The 17,227-nt window shown below is 59.3% G+C and carries 11 protein-coding genes and 2 pseudogenes; 3 read left to right on the top strand and 10 right to left on the bottom strand.

What is annotated here, in order from left to right; all coding sequences use genetic code 11:
- Nucleotides 1-2 precede the first annotated feature (2 nt).
- The gene (locus ACZ9DP_RS11690) at nucleotides 3-1,490 is read left to right on the top strand and encodes an NAD-dependent succinate-semialdehyde dehydrogenase (protein WP_476201797.1); all 1,488 of its coding nucleotides are present in this window, start codon (nucleotides 3-5) and stop codon (nucleotides 1,488-1,490) included.
- Between the two features lie 11 nt (nucleotides 1,491-1,501).
- Nucleotides 1,502-2,338, top strand: coding sequence for an alpha/beta hydrolase (locus ACZ9DP_RS11685; protein WP_476201795.1), 837 nt, complete (start codon nucleotides 1,502-1,504; stop codon nucleotides 2,336-2,338).
- Nucleotides 2,339-2,782: 444 nt separating this feature from the next.
- On the opposite strand, the gene ACZ9DP_RS11680 is transcribed toward ACZ9DP_RS11685, so the two are convergent.
- From ACZ9DP_RS11680 to ACZ9DP_RS11655, 6 genes and pseudogenes are all read right to left on the bottom strand, one after another.
- Entirely contained in the window at nucleotides 2,783-3,673 is an 891-nt protein-coding gene (locus tag ACZ9DP_RS11680; protein WP_476201794.1) for a ribokinase, read from the bottom strand.
- On the bottom strand, nucleotides 3,670-4,542 hold the full coding sequence (locus ACZ9DP_RS11675; RefSeq protein WP_476201792.1) for a MurR/RpiR family transcriptional regulator: 873 nt from the start codon (nucleotides 4,540-4,542) through the stop codon (nucleotides 3,670-3,672). The genes ACZ9DP_RS11680 and ACZ9DP_RS11675 overlap by 4 nt, the downstream gene beginning before the upstream one ends.
- Nucleotides 4,539-5,512 (bottom strand): annotated as a pseudogene (locus tag ACZ9DP_RS11670) (ABC transporter permease). Before ACZ9DP_RS11670 ends, ACZ9DP_RS11675 begins: the two are co-directional and overlap by 4 nt.
- A 17-nt stretch (nucleotides 5,513-5,529) precedes the next feature.
- Complete coding sequence (locus tag ACZ9DP_RS11665) at nucleotides 5,530-7,038, bottom strand: sugar ABC transporter ATP-binding protein (protein ID WP_476201790.1); 1,509 nt, start codon at nucleotides 7,036-7,038, stop codon at nucleotides 5,530-5,532.
- Between the two features lie 62 nt (nucleotides 7,039-7,100).
- The gene (locus tag ACZ9DP_RS11660) at nucleotides 7,101-8,147 is read right to left on the bottom strand and encodes a sugar ABC transporter substrate-binding protein (protein ID WP_476201788.1); all 1,047 of its coding nucleotides are present in this window, start codon (nucleotides 8,145-8,147) and stop codon (nucleotides 7,101-7,103) included.
- 26 nt (nucleotides 8,148-8,173) lie between these two features.
- A complete protein-coding gene (locus ACZ9DP_RS11655) occupies nucleotides 8,174-9,163 on the bottom strand; it encodes a sugar phosphate isomerase/epimerase family protein (RefSeq protein WP_239601483.1) in 990 nt (329 codons plus the stop codon).
- 367 nt (nucleotides 9,164-9,530) lie between these two features.
- Between ACZ9DP_RS11655 and ACZ9DP_RS11650 the strand changes: the two are divergent.
- Nucleotides 9,531-9,799: pseudogene (locus tag ACZ9DP_RS11650) on the top strand (XRE family transcriptional regulator); the annotation flags it as partial.
- Nucleotides 9,800-9,856: 57 nt separating this feature from the next.
- Here the strand turns inward: ACZ9DP_RS11650 and ydiJ are convergent.
- Genes ydiJ through hglS form a run of 4 tightly spaced genes read right to left on the bottom strand, consistent with a single transcriptional unit; the run spans nucleotide 9,857 to nucleotide 17,149 of the window.
- Nucleotides 9,857-12,892, bottom strand: a complete 3,036-nt coding sequence (gene ydiJ, locus ACZ9DP_RS11645; protein WP_476201786.1) for a D-2-hydroxyglutarate dehydrogenase YdiJ — start codon at nucleotides 12,890-12,892, stop codon at nucleotides 9,857-9,859.
- A 33-nt stretch (nucleotides 12,893-12,925) separates the two neighbouring features.
- Nucleotides 12,926-14,161: a pyridoxal phosphate-dependent aminotransferase gene (locus tag ACZ9DP_RS11640; protein WP_476201784.1), complete on the bottom strand. Its 1,236-nt coding sequence runs from the start codon at nucleotides 14,159-14,161 to the stop codon at nucleotides 12,926-12,928.
- Nucleotides 14,162-14,175: 14 nt separating this feature from the next.
- Nucleotides 14,176-15,708, bottom strand: coding sequence for an L-piperidine-6-carboxylate dehydrogenase (gene amaB, locus ACZ9DP_RS11635; protein WP_476201782.1), 1,533 nt, complete (start codon nucleotides 15,706-15,708; stop codon nucleotides 14,176-14,178).
- 46 nt (nucleotides 15,709-15,754) lie between these two features.
- The gene (gene hglS, locus ACZ9DP_RS11630; protein WP_476201780.1) at nucleotides 15,755-17,149 is read right to left on the bottom strand and encodes a 2-oxoadipate dioxygenase/decarboxylase HglS; all 1,395 of its coding nucleotides are present in this window, start codon (nucleotides 17,147-17,149) and stop codon (nucleotides 15,755-15,757) included.
- Nucleotides 17,150-17,227: the final 78 nt, after the last annotated feature.

Below are 17,227 nucleotides of genomic sequence, written 5' to 3'. Positions count from 1 at the left end.
TCATGAACGCCAACCAGCATCCTTCGCATCCCGATCACGATCGCTTCGGGTTCCGCTCGTTCTCCCACGGCCTCTATATTGGCGGCGCCTGGCGGCCGGCCGCGGGCGAGGGTCGGATTCAGGTGATCGACCCCTCGACCGAGGCCGCCATTGTCGCCGTGCCCGATGCGACTGTCGCGGATGCGGCGGCGGCCGTGGAGGCTGCTGCAAGCGCGACAGAACGCTGGCGCGAGACGCCGCCGCGAAAGCGTTCCGAGATCCTGCGCCGCTGCTTCGAACTCATGGTGGAACGCTCCGAAATGCTTGCCACACTCGTTTCGCTCGAGAACGGGAAGGCCTTGCGCGACGCGCGCGGCGAGGTGGCCTATGCGGCGGAATTTTTCCGGTGGAACGCGGAGGAGGCGGTGCGCATCTCCGGCGAGTTCGGCATTGCCCCGTCCGGTGCGAACCGAATCGTCGTCGATTACCAGCCTATCGGCATCTGCGTTCTCATCACGCCGTGGAACTTCCCGGCCGCAATGGCGACCCGCAAGATCGCGCCAGCCCTTGCCGCAGGCTGCACCGTCATCCTGAAGCCCGCGAGCGAGACGCCACTGACGGCCTATGCGCTTGCAGCCCTCTACGAGGAGGCTGGCGTGCCGCCGGGCGTCGTCAACGTGCTGACAACGTCGACACCGGGCCCCGTCATCGCCGCCATGCTGGCCGACCCGCGCGTGCGAAAACTCTCCTTCACAGGCTCGACAGGCGTCGGCCGCACGCTTCTGGCGGAAGCGGCGAAGAATGTCATCTCCTGCTCCATGGAACTCGGCGGCAACGCGCCGTTCATCGTTTTCGACGATGCGGACCTCGACGCGGCGATCGAGGGCCTGATGGTAGCGAAAATGCGCAATGCGGGCGAGGCATGCACGGCCGCAAACCGCATTTATGTCCAGGCCGGTATCCACGATGCCTTCGCGGAAAAATTTACCCAACGCATGGCCGCTCTCAGGGTCGGCCCAGGTGTGGATTCTGATACAGAATGCGGTCCGATGATCACGCGCAAGGCGGTGGAGAAGATCGACCGGCTCGTTGCGGACGCCATTTCGCGGGGCGCGCGCGCGCTCTGCGGCGGACGGGCACCGGCAGGACGCGGCTTTTTCTATCCACCGACCGTGCTTGCGGATGTTTCCCCGGCCTCCGACATGAACCACGAGGAGATTTTCGGTCCCGTGGCGCCGCTCTACCGTTTCGAGAGCGAGGCAGAGGTCGTCGCAGCCGCCAACGATACGGAACATGGCCTCTGCGCTTACATCTATACCCGCGACATCGGCCGTGGCATGCGCATATCCTCGAAGGTGGAGGCAGGCATGATCGCCCTCAATCGTGGACTGGTCTCCGATCCCGCCGCCCCCTTTGGCGGTGTCAAGCAGAGCGGCCTCGGACGTGAAGGAGGGCAGCATCACGGGATCGCGGAGTTCATGGAAGCCAAGTACATTGCGACAAGTTTCTGAAGGAGGAACCTGTGGCCGCCGATCCGTTCCGCATTCGTGACCATGTCGCAAATTTCGACGACATTGTCGACGATATTCGTACCCGCAGCAGCGCCACTCGCCGCACCGTCGCCATGGAGGCCAACGTCGCCTACGGTCGCGAGTCGGGCGAGACGCTCGATATCTTCCTGCCAAATAGTGCCGGGTCGGGCATGCCGATCCACATGTTCATCCATGGCGGCTATTGGCGTATGTTCTCCAAGGAAGACTATTCCTGCGTCGCTGAGACCATCACCCGCGCAGGCGCGGTCGCCGCTATCGTCGATTATTCGTTGATGCCCATCGCGAGGATGGAGGTCCTGATCGGTCAAGTCCTGAAAGCCAAGGCTTTCCTGCTGGCGCATGCCGATCGCTTTGGCGCCACGCCCGGGAGATTTTCCGTCAGCGGCCACTCCGCTGGTGCACATCTTGCGACCTTTCTCTTCAATCGCTCGGTAGAGCCCTCGGGTGTAATTGCTGCTTTCCTGCTTGGCGGGCTATACGATCTCGAACCCTTGCAGACATCTTTCCTTCGTGACGAGATCGCCTTGAGCGACGAGGAGGTGCGACGGTTTACGCCGATGCATCGCGAGCACGACACTGCAACGCGCGTAGCCATCATGACCGGCGAACTGGAGACTAACCCCTTCGAAACCCAGGCAAATGCCTTCAAAGACATTCTTGTCACCCAAGGGCTTGAAGTGCGTGCATCGCGCGTTGCGGACGGGGATCACATGAGTACGGTTCGCGATCTCGCCGTCGTTGGCACACCTATAGCGGCGGCATTGCACGCCTTAATTGCCAATGATGCCTGGGAGAAACCGCGGTGAGGATGGCTCAACCGTTCGGGCCTGTCGCAAAAGATATTCGTAGGCTACAATCGACCGCGGGGGCCGTAACAAGAATTGTTCAAAATCATCCGGTAGGCATCATCCTGATAGGGCGCGCCGAACTATAGCAGCTCTCCCGTGACAGGCGCAGCTCACGCGTCCTTCAGGGCAATTGCCGAAAACACCTCTTGTGCGAGGGCGCGTCAGTGCACCCATGCGATCTCAGCGCGAGCTCCTCCAATAATCGTTGGCAAAGCCGCCGATCGTCATCTCACGCTATAAAATAATTATTCCGTCGTGATGGATGCACGATGATGCCTGCCTTAACCGTCGGCAAACTCCAATGCGGACGCAATCAGTGATTTATACACGCTTCGCGGGGAGGTGCCCGCAACAATGGTGATGAGCATAGGCGTCCCGTTTCGGCAAACAGCCGAATTTCAACTACTGAACGGTGTCGCGCGGCGTACTGACAAGCACGGCGGCTGCATGATTGGCGGCGCAGAGCGCGTCCTCCATGCCGGTCCCTCTTGCGATTTCAGCGGCCAGCACGCCGGTGAATTCGTCGCCGGCGCCATGGGTGCTGACGAGCCTTACCTTGATAGCCTCGATCAAAAATTCCTTGCCCGACTTCGTCGCGCAGGCAAGGCCCTCGCCCCCCGCTGTGACGACTGCGGCTGGATACGTTCGGGCAAGCAGACGCGCGGCGTCGAGAGCGCCCGCAAGCGAGTCGAATACGGCGACATCGGTCAGTTGCTCGGCTTCGATGGCATTGACGACGATGATGTCGACCAGTTCGCAGAGTGAGGGAGACAGATCGCGAGCCGGGGCTGCGTTGAGGATGACGCGCCCGCCGGCTGCTTTCATTGCCTTGGCGGCGGCGACATTGGCCAGGTCGGGCACCTCGTTTTGCAGAACAAGTACGCTTTGCTCGCTGAACAGCTCCGCTGCTCGATCCACATCCGATTGTCCGAGCAAGAGATTGCTTCCGGACACGATCACCGCTCCATAGTCGCCCTCGCTGTCGAAGATCGCTACGCTCATGCCGCTGCCAACGTCATCCGCTACCTTGACGAAGCGGTGGTCGACGCCTTGACGACCGAGATTTTCCACGAGCGCGCGGCCGAAGTCATCATCGGCGACCGCGCCAATCATTGCGGTCCGGATGCCGGTCTTCGCCGCTGAGACCGCCTGGTTGCCGCCCTTGCCGCCACACTTCGGGTGCCAGCTCTCTCCCGCCACTGTTTCGCCTTTTCGCGGTCGCGCCGGGCCATGCACCATGATGTCATAGTGCAGACTTCCGAAGACAATAACGGAGGGGGAGGCGATCGTCATACGATCTTGTCCTTGCGTTTTGATGCCACCGCCGACATCGTTTTTTCGAGGTTCTTTTCCGCGGCGTCGTAGTTGCGTTGAGCGACCGCGACAAAGAGCGCGTCGAGAATGTTGAGCTGGGCGATCCGGGCAGCAGCGTTTTCGCCCATCAGGGGGGAGCCCTGGGCCGTCGAGCAGAGAACGATGTCGGCGATCTGCGCCAAGGGCGAGCCCCCGTAATTGGTGATCGCGATCGTTCGTGCGCCACTCCTTCTGGCCAGCTGCACTGCATCGATTACTGCCGTGGTGTTGCCGGAATGAGAGAAGGCGACCGCCACATCATCCGCTCCCAGCAACGACGCCGACATCAGCATCATATGAGAATCGTCCTGCACGCCCGCTCTTACCCCGATCCGCAGGAACTTATGGGCGACATCTCTCGCGATCTGGGCAGACCCGCCGACGCCATAGAAATCCCTCTGCTCAGCCTTCGCAAGGAGGTCCGCCGCTCTGTCGAAAGCATCGACGTCCAGGATCGCCAGCGTTTCCTCGAGCGCATGGATCGAGGTCCTGAATACCTTCTGGATGATCTCCCGCGAGCTATCTTCAACGGAAAGCTCCTGATGCATCTCGGCCGTCGGAAGCTTGTTGTAGTTCGACACCGCCGAGCGGAAATCCCGGTAGCCGTTGAAACCGAGCTTTTTAGTGATCTTCACCACCATGGCCTCGGATACCCCGGCCTCGGTTGCGATGTCCTTGAGCGCGGTGTCCTCCGAGAAATTACGCAATCCGAACACAGTTTCCACGACCCGTGCTTCCAAAGGGGTGAGCCGAGGCATCATCATCCGGATACGTGGGCCCACCGCCTTGAGATCATTTGCAGAATTCATCCTCTACCCCTTGTGACGCGATCGATCATCATCGCGACCAGGATAATAAGACCAGTGGCCAGAAGTTGATAGAAGGCCTGGACGTTCATCAGCGTCAGTCCGTTGCGCATCGCGCCGAGGATGATCGCACCGAAAATAGTGCCGATGACGCTTCCCTTGCCGCCCATGAGGGATGCCCCGCCGATCGCGGCCGCTGCGATCGCGTCGAGTTCCCAGAGATTGCCAAGGATGGGCTCTGCTGCGCCAAGGCGACCGATCAGGATCATGGAGGCCAGGGCGGCGAGGACGCCCGAAATCACATAGGCGGTGATTTTGGTGACGGCGATCGGCACGCCGGCGACATAGGCGGCCTCTTCGTTCCCGCCAACGGCCAAAAGGTATTCACCCAGAGGTGTCTTTTTGAGGAGCATCCAGGCAAGCAGGGCGACGACAGCGACCATGATAACGGGATTGGGGATGCCCATCAGCGAACCGTTGAACAGTGCTCGAAGCCCTGGGGAACGCCAAGCACCGGATTGCCGCCCGTATAGATCAGCGCAATGGCGCGATAAGTGCTCAGCGTACCAAGGGTGACGATGAAGGGCTGCAGTCCGGCGTAGGCGACTAGAACACCGTTGACGAGACCGCAAATGGCACCGATGCCGAGGCCGGCCAGGATGGCGAGAGGAACGGGTATGCCCGCAACAAGCAGCGTCGCCGTGATCACGGCGGCGATCGCCGCAGTCGGGCCTACCGAAAGATCGATGCCGCCGGAGATGATCACCAGCGTCATCCCGAGGGCCAGGCAGGCATTGATGCTCGATTGCTGCAGGATGTTGAGCAGATTTCGCTGGGATAGAAAGTCAGGGGCAAGCAAGCCAAAGAGCACCACGATGGCAATCAGGCCGATCAAGGTGCCGGTATCTCGTACCGAGAAAGATCCGAACAGTTTGGACGAGGGCACTGCGGCATTCTGGGTCGTGTCAGACATGGAATTGTTCCTGTTGGTCATGCCGCGCCAGGGCGACTGTCGGCCTTCCCGACGGCATGGGAGACGATGGTTTCTTCGGAAAGCTCGTCGCGACCGAGTTCTGCGACGATAATGCCGTCACGCATGACGAGGACGCGGTCGGAGACCCGCATCACTTCGGGAAGCTCTGAGGAGACGACGATCACCGAATGACCTTCTGCAGCGAGGGCCTCGATCAGGTGGTAGATTTCGGATTTCGCGCCAACGTCGATGCCTCGCGTCGGTTCGTCGAACAACAGGATGCGCGAGCCCGCCGCCAGCCACCGTGCGATGATCGCCTTCTGCTGGTTGCCGCCACTAAACAACCTGATCTGGCGATCGAGCTGGAATGGTCTGAGGTTGACGCGTTTGAGCAGGTCGTCTGCAGTCCGCTTGAGTTTCCGGTGGTTGATGAACCCGCCTTTCGAGAAACGGTTCATCGATGGCAGCGCCACATTGATGGTGACGGACCGGCCGGGAATGATGCCTTCGCGCTTGCGCTCTTCGGGAAGGAGGCCGATGCCTGCGGCAATGGCCGCGCGTGGATTGGAGAGAGTGAGCAGCTTCCCGTCGACCTTGACGGTGCCCGACGTCACCTTGTCGGCACCTGACAGCGCGCGCAAGAGTTCAGTCCTGCCCGAACCAACGAGACCCGCCACGCCCAGGACCTCGCCTTTGTGAAGGTCAAAGGATATGTCGCGGACGCGAGCCGTGTTGAGGTTCCGCGTCTCGACACTCGCCGTCGTCGTTGCGTGCGAGTGGTGCTCCTCGGCCAGGAGCTCGCGGCCAACCATCATCGCGATGACCTCGGCCGTTGCGGTTTTCCTCAGATCGACCCTCCCGACGACCTTACCGTCGCGCATGACCGTGGCGCGCTGGCAGACCCGGAACACCTCGTCCATCTTGTGGGACACGTAGATGATTGAGACGCCGCTCGCCGCCAGCCGCTCGATGATATCGGCCAATCGTTCGAATTCGCTAGGTGTCAGGCTCGACGTGGGTTCGTCCATGGCGATGATCTTCGCCTTGTCCAACAGCGCGCGGGCGATCTCGACGACCTGCCGCTGCGCAACCTTCAGCGTGGAAATGGGAGCGGCCGGATTGATGGAGGGATCGATCATCGCGAGCGCCTCGGCTGCGCGCCGTTCCTGTTCCCGGCGATTGACCACGATGCCGCCGAAACGGGTCAGCGAGTGACCGAGGAACATGTTCTGCGCCACAGTGAGATGCGGCACCTGTTGAAGCTCCTGGTGGATCATGGCGATCCCGGCCTGGCGAGCGCTTTCGGGACGCTTGAAGTGATGGGCGGCACCGTCGACCCTGACTTCCCCTTCCGTCGCACGAAAGACACCAGACAGGATTCGAAGCAATGTCGACTTTCCCGCGCCGTTCTCACCGAGCAGCGCATGGACCTCACCGGGCGCGACGTCGAAGGAGACATCGGAGAGCGCTTTGACGCCGGGAAAGACTTTGGAGATATTCTCGAACGCCAATCTGGGAGTAGCCATGGAAATCCGACCTTTCAGAGTTTGGACGGCCGGCCATGCCGACCGTCCCGCTTGGGAGGCGTTTACTTTCCGGCCGCTTTCATCAGCGCCGAGCGCACATCGACACCTTCGCCTTGGAAGTCGTTGATGTTGTCCTTGGTGATGAGAGCCTGTGGCGTTGCGACAACCCGCGGCAGCTTCTGGCCCGCGACGAGGCGGAGCGCCACTTCCATCGCCACTTCACCCGTCAACACTGGGAAGCTGTCGACTGTACCCGTCAGTTCGCCCGCCGCGATCGACTTGTAGGCATCAGAGATGCCGTCCGTGCCGAAGACGACGACCTTGTCCTCCAGGCCCACGGCTTTCACGGCCTCGACAACGCCAAGCGCCATGCCATCGTTATTGCAGTAGAAGCCGACGAGGTCGGGATGCTGCTGGAGGATATTGGTTGCCGCATCATAGGACATCTGACGATCCCAATTGCCGGGCACGCTCGCGACGACAGTGAATTTGCCGCCTTCTTCGATCGTGCTCTTGAAGCCGTCAGTGCGCTGGACGGCTGCATAAACACCCGCCTGACCCTCGACTATTGCGACTTTGCCGCCATTCGGACGGTTCTCGATGAACCATTTTGCGACTCGGACGCCGTTGTCTCGCTGGACATTGCCGACGTAATGCTCCGCCTGCGGGATCACAGCATCGTTGACGTTAACGACAGGCACGTTGGCGGCCTTCGCCTGTTCAATGACGGGCTGGAGGTTGGCGTCGGTTTGCGGCGACACCAGCAGCACGTTGTAGCCCTGGGTGACCATGCCCTCGGCGATCGTCAGCTGGCCGAGCTGGTCACCCTCGCTCTGGGCGGCCTGATAAGCCACCGTCGCGCCGACTTTGTCCGCGAACTTCTGATAGCCTTCGCCGAGCGAACGCCAGTATTCATTGGTCAGGGTCTTGGAGACGCCACCGACCTTGAAGCCCTCGGGCAGCTTCGGTAGCGCACCGAGTGTCGTTTCCAGTTTGGACCAGTCCATGCGGTCTGGTTCAGAATCCGAATTGAGGGGCTTCAGTTCCTGTGCTGTCGCGATGCCAGCACAAAGGGTTGCGGCGAGAGCCACAGCGAAAATTCTCTTCATGTTTTCCTCCCGGAGGGTTTGGTGGTTCAGTGCTCCGCGCCGAACATCAGCTCCTGTACGATGGCCTGCGTAGAAACGGCGTCCTGTCGGTCAATCGCGCTTGCGAGGCGATTGTCCTGCTCGAGGCGGTCGACGACCTTCAACATCCGCTGGACGGTCTTGATGTTGACCTCGCATTCGTGGACCGGATCGAGCCCGGTCATATCGGGGAACGTGTCGAAATAAATCGCGCCGTCATAGCCGTCGCGCCTGATCTGGCGGAGTAACTCGATGGTCTGAAGCGTGTGGACCGCGCCGACCATTAGGCCGTCGTCACGCTTTGCGTAGCCGTCATTGAGATGGACACCAAGCACGCGGCTGTGGCGGGCGATCAAGGCGGCAGCGAATGCAGGCTGCTCATCGGCGTAGAGCACATGCGCGAAGTCGAGCGTGACGCCCAGGTTCTTCGCACCGACTTCCTTGATGGCGAGCAACGTCGTGGCCGCATCGGGCATCAGGCTATAGGAGCGGGGCTCGTTCGGCTTATACTCGATCGAGATCAGGCAATCGGGATCGTGCTCACAAACTTCACGGATTCCATCTATTTCGTGTTGCCACATTTTCTCATAGTCGGCCTGGAATGCATAATCGAAGCCGTCTTGGCCAAGCCATATCGTCATCAAGCTCGATCCGGCTTCACGGGCGGCATCGATCCCTTTCTTCGTCAGATCGATCGCCTCGCGCCGGACGGCTTCATCCGGATGTGTGAAAGCGCCGAGCTTAAAGGCAGGATTTGTATAGTAGCGCATAGCGAAGCCATTGATCGAAAGCCCGAGATTGCTGAGCCTTTGCGCAAGTTCCTTGGGATTCTCACTCACGTGGTCGGGATAGTTCAGGTCGAGGTCGGTCAGGCCTTTCACCCGGGCGGCGCGGTTGGCCATCTGCACGACCGACGGCTTTGTAGACTGGCCCGGCCATTCCCGATGAGCGGCGGAAGCAAATGAATTGAGGCGGGTGGCAAAGCGTGTCGGGTTCAAGGCATCGGTCCCATCTGTGAAGTTATACACTACTTCACAGTTTATGATATCTTTGTAAAGTATGAATCCTTTCTCGGTGTAGGAATTGTGTGCTGCGTTGCAAAATGCAGGCACTACCTGACTTCTTGTGCGGCAGGTTGATGCCGCTGAGTGGGTTAGCCCGAAGGTCCAACTTCAGGGTTCGATCTGCTCAGTGATCCCAAGTGCGTCGTCAACTTCTGGCCGGCTACCAGACGGTGCTTTCGAGCCTCGCGGCAGCAATAGCTGAGTAGCCCGCAGATTTCCGGTCTTCTAGCAAATCTGCGTAAGGAACGCTCGGCCGATGCTCCAAGATTGCAGGGTCAACAGTTGGATTCCCATCAAAGGGCCGCTGGCTCGCGAGGATATATTTCCGGTAGAGGAAGTGGCCGAGCCGGCTGATGAGCTGCAGGCCGCGTTGGCCCCCGCACGGGAACGCGGCCGACGTCGCGTGGCGGAAATCCTCGCCGAGGACGACATGCTGAGCGCGAAAGCGTTCGCGGATCTCTCGGCGTTTCGCGTGTCACTTTCACCACAAATCGTCAGAATGGACAGGTTCTCGGTCTCGACGGGGCCAAACGGGGTTTCCGTTTCCCGTCATGGCAACTCGTTATGGACCGCTGATATCGAACCTCACAACAGCAACTCAGCCTCTGGCTGATTCGGAACGACACTTCAATCGAGCATAGTGTAGATCACCTCTAGCGGGTGAGGTGGAGACCTACCATCGATCATCTTTGCCTGGCATCGGCACGAATACCCTGTGGCCATGACGACCTTGTTTTCTGATGCTTCAGCTACAGACGGCGCCCAACTCATAGCGTAAAGCTGCTCCGAGATACCGCGGTTGCGGACCTCGTGACCAAAGGTCCCGGCCATTCCGCAACACCCTACATTTTCTACATGCACACTTGCGCCAAGAGCCTGAAAAACCGACTTCCACTGGTTTGAGGCGGACGGAAGGTTGCTCCGCTCGGTACAATGAGGAAGGAGGCTGTATTTGCGTGACGGCGATGGAATAGGTTTAATCGATAGCCTGCTCAAATTCTCTGCAAGCCATTCTTGCGGAAGAAGAACGGTCGCCTTGCGACCACTCGTCCGTAATCCGTGATACTCGCTGCGGTAAACAAGCGTCATTGAGGGATCCAACCCAACGAGAGCAACGCCGGCGTCTGCTAGGGCCCGGAGGTAACGTTCCGTCTTTGCGGCCGCTTTCTCGAAACGACCGAGGTACCCATGAACGTGTAATGCTTTACCATTGTGATGGCATGCGGCGAGATACGGGATCAAGTCCAGCTTACGAGCAACGCGAATGGCTGCAATCGCCACGTTTGGTTCGAAATGAGATGTGAAGCTGTCGAAAACAAATACTACAACCCGATCCTTTTCATCTGGCGATAGCTTCTCGATCTCTCTCGCGTGAGCGATCTCGACACCCAAACGGCGGACTTCCTGGGAAAATGAGCGCCGCGGTAGAAGTGGAAGCGCCGTCAACCCAATCGCTCGCATCAGCCGCTTGCCAGGCGATGTGCCAGCGACGAGATTGTAGAGCGGACGGATCCGCGCCATCAAAGGGAGGGTGGTTTCGATACCGGAAACCACCGAGTCCTTTAGTGGACGCAAGTAACGGCCATAATAGAGCTCCAGAAACTTAGAACGGAACGCCGGCACACTGACCTTCACGGGACACTGCCCGGCACAAGCCTTGCAGGCGAGGCAGGTGGCCATTGCTTCTCGCACCTCGTGGGAAAAGTCGTTACGGTTTCTCGGGTTAAGGCTGTTTATAACACGTGCCGTCAGGCTCAAGAGTGGGTGTCGCCGGCGCAGACGTACGGACTCTCTGCGTGGATCAATGCCCTTCTCGCCAAGCAGTCGCAGCCATTCCCGCACAAGCATGGCGCGTCCTTTTGGCGAGTATCGCCGATCGCGGGTCGCCTTGTAGGAGGGACACATGGGGCTCGTCTCGTCGAAGTCGAAACAAGCGCCATTGCCGTTGCAATAGGCGGCATTGTCGAAGGCGGCGCGTATTTCGTTACCGATTATGCGATCGAAAGCGCCCCTCAAAGGCACTTCGTCGATCTTGAGCAGTGACGCGGTGGACGGCGCGGCGATCTTGCCCGGGTTGAGGCGGTTGTTCGGATCGAAAGCCCGTTTGATGTCTTGGAGGCAAGGATAAAGGTCGCCGAAGAATTCCGGCACATATTCCGAGCGCACGCCCTTACCGTGCTCGCCCCACAGAACGCCGCCGTGTTTGCGAGTGAGCGCCACTACGGCGTCGCTGATCTGGCGCAGCAAAGGTACGTGATCGTCACGGGTCAAGTCGAGTGCCGGCCGTACGTGCAGCACCCCTGCGTCGACATGACCGAACATCCCGTAGGAGAGGCCCGCCCTGTCAAGTAGCGCGCGAAATTCACGGATATACGCAGCCAAGTTCTCAGGCGGGACAGCTGTATCCTCGACGAAGGCGACCGGACGGACGGGGCCGTCCACATTGCCGAGCAAGCCGACAGCGCGCTTGCGCATATTCCATACCGCCTCGACGTCGGCATGCCCGCGGACCACAGTATAGCTGAGGCGGTTGATATCCAGTCCCTCATCGAGCACCGCCGTGACCGCTTCAAGCTTTCGTTGGAGTTCGGCCTCATCGTCGGCCAGCACCTCGACGAGATTGATGCCGTTTGCCACGCCTGTGTGGCTCTCAGGGAAGAACCGGGCTATGTCGGTCCAGACGATATCGTTCTTTGCAAGCCCCAGCACCTTCTCGTCGATCGTCTCGACAGAGGCAACATTGAGGGCGCTTAGGGTGCGAGCGTCTTCCAGCGCGGCGTTGAAGTCGCTGTAGCGGATGTTGACGAGGGCGGCCTGCGCCGGGATCGGCAGAAGATTGAGTTCTGCCTCGGCGATCATGGCAAGGGTGCCTTCCGAGCCGCTCAGAACGGCGTTCAAATCGAAGCGGCCGTCGGCGCGACGGATATGAGCTAGATCGTAGCCGGTCATGTAGCGATTGAGGTTGGGAAAAACCTCCTCTATGCGATCGCGCTTTTCTCGTGCGATGCGCTCAACCGTCCTGTGAACGTCGCCGATTCGGTCACCCCTCGCCAGGGTCTTGGCAAGCGCTTCTTCGTCCATCGGACGCGACCACCAGTCGGAGCCGTCCATAAGCACGATACGAAGCCCAAGCACGTGATTCGAGGTCTTGCCGTAAAGGCACGACCCTTGGCCGCAGGCGTCGGTCGACACCATGCCACCGATTGTGGCCCGGTTCGAGGTTGAAAGCTCCGGCGCGAAGAACAATCCGTGTGGCTTCAAGGCTCGGTTCAACTGGTCCTTGACAACACCTGCCTGAACTCGAGCGACCTTTCTCGCCTGATCAATTTCCAGGATCCGGTTCATGTACCGTGAGCAGTCCACCACGATACCGGAGGTGAGCGACTGGCCGTTCGTCCCCGTGCCGCCCCCACGCGGGGCGATGGTGAGATCCACGAAACGAGGATCGGAAAGCGCTTTTGCAATCTTCTTCAGGTCGTCGGCATCCCGCGGAAACAGAATTGCTGTCGGGGTTACCTGGTAGATAGAATTGTCAGTCGCGAAGACAGAGCGCGACATTGCGCGCTGTTCCACGTCGCCATTGAACCCGACTTCGCCGAGCCTCTCGACGAAGCCGGCCGGCAACTGCTGTTTTCCAAAAGCGGAATGGAGACGCGGTATCATCAGTTTATACGCACCTCGAACCAGGCAATGACATCAATTCTGCAATGCAGAGCAAGCATGCTTGAAACGATTGAGTGCTTCCATCAATTCGGCTTCCGAAGTCGCGTACGAAATCCGAAAATAGGGAGATAGGCCAAAGGCCGAGCCAGGGACGACCGCGACGTGGGCCTCTTCTAGAAGATAGTCGGTGAAGTCATGGTCGGCTTCGATCTTCTTCCCTTTCGGTGTCAGTTTGCCCAAAACGCCGGCGCAACTGGAAAAAGTATAGAAAGCACCCTCCGGAGTACGGCAATCCAACCCGTCGATTTCGTTCAGGCGCTCGACAACAAGATCGCGACGACGACGGAAGCTCTCCTGTCTCTCCTTCAGAAACGTCTGGGGCCCGTTCAGAGCCTCAACCGAGGCAGCCTGGCTGACCGAACAGGGGCAGGACGTCGCCTGGCTCTGGATCACCGCCATCGCTTTGATCAAAGCCTTCGGGCCACCCGCATAACCGATGCGCCAGCCCGTCATCGCGTAGGCTTTCGATACACCGTTGATCGTCAACGTGCGATTCTTCAGTCGAGGCTCGATCGCGACAGGTGTCGCAAATGCGAAATCCTCGTAGACGATGTGCTCGTACATGTCGTCGACCATCAACCAGACCTGCGGATGACCGATCAAAACATCCAGGAGGGGGCGGTAATCCTCGGCGGTGTAGGCAGCGCCCGATGGATTGGACGGCGAGTTAAGAAGAATCCAACGGGTTTTTGATGTGATTGCCTTTTCCAGCTGTTCGGCCTGGAGACGGAAGTTGGCCTTGGCGTCGCACGGGATAACAACTGACACACCACCGCAAATCTCGACGATGTCGGAATAGGAAGTCCAGTAAGGCGTCGGGATGATCACTTCGTCGCCGGGATCGAGCGTCGCCATAAAGGCGTTGAAGAGGATCTGCTTGGCGCCTGTCGCAACCGTAACCTCGTCGATATCGTAGTCGATGCCGTTTTCCCGTCTGAACTTTTCGACGATCGCCTTCTTCAGGGCCGGCGTGCCGTCCAGCGCGGTGTATTTCGTTTCGCCAGCGTCGATGGCAGCCTTAGCCGCCTCCTTGACGTTCTCCGGCGTATCGAAATCAGGCTCGCCCGCTCCCAGCACGATGATCGGCAGACCATCGCGCTTCATTGCAGCGGCGCGTGCGCCGATCTGGAGAATCTTCGAAACGCCAACCGAGGCGATCCGTGAAGCCGGTTTGAAGCCCGCTTCTTCGATTTTTGTTGAGATCGTCATGAAACGCGCCATTCCTATTCGATGTCAAAAGAAACGCCCTGTGCCAGGGGCAGCGACTTCGAATAGTTGATCGTGTTCGTCGTACGGCGCATGTAGGCTCTCCAGGCGTCGGAGCCGGATTCACGGCCGCCTCCCGTTTCCTTTTCGCCTCCGAACGCACCGCCGATCTCTGCACCCGACGTGCCGATGTTCACGTTGGCGATACCACAATCGGAGCCATCGGCAGCTACGAATCGCTCGGCTTCCCTCATGTCGAGGGTGAAGATCGAGGAAGACAAGCCCGCACCCACCGCATTGTGATCGGCGATGACCGCATCGAAATCGCTATATCTCATGACGTACAGAATAGGTGCGAAGGTTTCTTCCAGAACCGGGCCTTCATGCTTGGGCATTTCGACAAGCGCCGGCTTGACGTAGAATGCCAGTTCGTGACCGACATCCACACGTTGCCCACCCAAAACGGTGCCTCCGTGCTCCTTGGCTTCAACAAGTGCCTTCTGCATGTTTTCAAAAGCGATTTTGTCGATCAGCGGTCCGACCAACGCTGTCGACTGCAGCGGATCCCCAACAGAGACGCTCTCATAGGCCTTTTTCAGGCGCGGTACGAGCTGATCATAGATGCTTTCATGGACGAACAGGCGACGCAACGTCGTGCACCGCTGGCCAGCCGTGCCCATCGCGCCAAAGGCGATGGCTCGAAGCGCCATGTCGAGATCAGCTGACGGGCATACGATGCCGCCATTGTTGCCGCCAAGTTCCAAGATGGCGCGAGCGAATCGCTTGGCCAGCCGCGGGCCGACGTCGCGGCCCATGCGAGTGGAACCCGTCGCTGACACGAGCGGAACCTTTGGATGATCAACGAGCACCTCACCGATCGCTCGATTGCCGATCAGAACCTGGGAGAGGCCTTCCGGAGCCTCGCCATAACGCTTGAGGGCGCGTTCGAGAATCGCCTGCGACGCCAATGCTGTAAGCAGCGACTTCTCCGATGGCTTCCACACGATGCTGTTGCCGCAGACCAAAGCCAATGCTGCGTTCCAGGCCCAAACGGCGACCGGGAAATTGAAAGCGGAAATGATGCCGATGACACCGAGGGGATGCCAGGTTTCCATCATACGGTGGCCCGGGCGCTCGGTAGCAATTGTGAGACCGTAAAGCTGGCGGGAAAGGCCGACAGCGAAATCGCAGATGTCGATCATTTCCTGCACTTCGCCCAATCCCTCGGAAGGAATTTTGCCTGCTTCGATCGAAACGAGGCGGCCCAGATCCGTTTTGGCGGCACGTAGTTCCTCGCCGAGGAGACGAACAAGTTCGCCACGCTTCGGAGCGGGCACGAGGCGCCACGTCTGGAAGGCTTCGTGAGCCTGTTCGATCACCTTGGTCGCCTCTGCCGAACTCATCGCTTTCAGCTTGCCCGTTTGTTCGCCAGTGATCGGAGAGAAGGCAACGATGTCGCCTTCGGTGTAACGTGATTTTGCCACGCCGAGGCGGCCGAGTATCGCGGCGGCTTCTTCAGTAACGGAAACAGTCTTTACGGAAACGTTCATTTTGGGACTCCAGGTCGGCTTCTGCTTGCGCGATTTCTGTGACGGTTCACTCGGCGGCGGGACGATTTTTCAGTTGCGAGACGCAGGCATCCAGTGAAGCTTTCTCAATTTGCGCATAATGATCAAATTCGTTCAGCACTTGCGCACCGAGGTCTGCTTCGAAGCGCTTTTGATTTGGACTCGCCACGAATTCCTGCTGAGCGCCGTCGCCAAGATTCGACTGGAAAATGCCGGCTGCGCTGACGGGAAGGAAATCCTCGTAAACGATGGGGTCAAACTGGATCAGGCCGTCTGCAATGAGGGATTCTATGCTTGCACCCGGCAGCACAGAGCCTTTCTTCCCTTTCTCCGTAAGCGAGTAACTGAAATACCCTAGCCCATCAGAGCGGATGGCCGGCCAGTTGTCGGGGAACGCATGAAACGTTTGCGCAAGCGTCGCTTCGTAGGTCTTGGCGTTCGAGCCATCCGCAGCCGGTCGCACAACCTTGCGGGATTCGTCGAGAAGCTTGTCGTAAAGACCCCTGCCTTTTGGGGTAAGGGCGATGCCCCGCTGTTCGATCTCGCCGAAGCGCGCCGTATGGGAGCCGGCTTTCCAGCCTCCCCGACCGTCCTCAAATGACACCGCTTCTTCAAGCGCCTTAAAAGAGGTCTGGCGCAGCAGGACCGGGCAGTCGCGCGTCGGCGGTCCTTCAACCACCGCTTTAGGGGAAATCCCGGATTCGGGCATCAGCGCCTGTACCTTGTCGATATCAAGCGTGCGAGGGGTGAGGTGGTTGATGTGTGGTCCCTTGAAGGAAACGACATCGGCGATCAGGCGATGGGCATCGTGCAGACGATGATACATATCGCCATCGACTATAGCTTTGTCATGCCAGCGGAATGTCTCCAACACTTCCGCAACGAAACGATCCGCATCCTCGTTGCACAGCCCACCTTCGACTTCCGCCTTTTCGGTCAGCTCGACCGCGCCGCTGGTGAAAATCTGCCGCTTGGCGAGAATGTCAGCCGCTTCCTTGCGCAAGGTCTCGTCCGCGATAAGGTCGAGGCGAAGCAAAGACGTAAAGACCCGAAAAGGGTTGCGCTTAAGGGCTTCCTCGCCGACCGGTCGAAACGCAGTCGAATGGACGGGCACTCCTGCCGTGGATAGATCGTAGTAGCCAACTGGATACATACCCATGACCTCAAAGACGCGCCGCATCATCGCAAGCTCGTCCGCCGTTCCCAAGCGGATTGCGCCGTGACGCTCCTCAGATATCCGATCAAGATTGTCTGTCGCTTCAAGCCGAGCCCTAAGTTCGGGCTTGGCGGCAAGTGCTTCCTTGTTAACCCGGGCCACAAGATCCATCAGAGTTCCGTAAGCAGGGACCTCGGTGCGATACATGGCCGACATCGCTCCAGAAAACGCGGCACGGATGTCGCTCGACGTGACATGCTTCGTCATTGTTTTAGACCTTTGAAGAGTTTGTGACTTGATGTTGGAAATGCAATATACTCTTCTGTGGCAGCCACGTGTTGTGAC

The sequence above is a fragment of the Rhizobium sp. USDA 4016 genome (assembly GCF_056279705.1).
This window is presented reverse-complemented; position numbering and strand designations above follow the sequence as displayed.